This is a genomic window from Halomonas sp. ALS9 (genome assembly GCF_001651035.1).
Lineage (GTDB): Bacteria > Pseudomonadota > Gammaproteobacteria > Pseudomonadales > Halomonadaceae > Vreelandella.
On sequence record NZ_LXRG01000219.1, the window covers coordinates 1 to 231 of the forward strand.

A 231-nucleotide genomic window follows, 5' to 3' on the forward strand; every position below is an offset into this window, starting at 1 on the left:
TTCCCGGTGTCCCGGGCGTGCCTGCGAGGTATGCCCGGGCGTTAGAGTTTTTAAAACGCGGGCAGGTAACCCTGGAAGCGCCTGAGCTGATTTACATGTCTGCGGGTGGTTCGCCGTTAGACAGCGACACCAAGGTGCGGGTGGAAGCAGCCTTCGGCCTTACGCTACACAATGGCTACGGATTAACCGAGGCGAGTCCCACCATCAGCCAAACGCGCAGTGATGATCGCC

The 231-nt window shown here is 59.7% G+C and carries 1 pseudogene; it reads left to right on the top strand.

Annotated features, from left to right (window positions below):
- Positions 1-17 precede the first annotated feature (17 nt).
- Positions 18-231: pseudogene (locus A6R74_RS20070) on the top strand (long-chain fatty acid--CoA ligase); the annotation flags it as partial.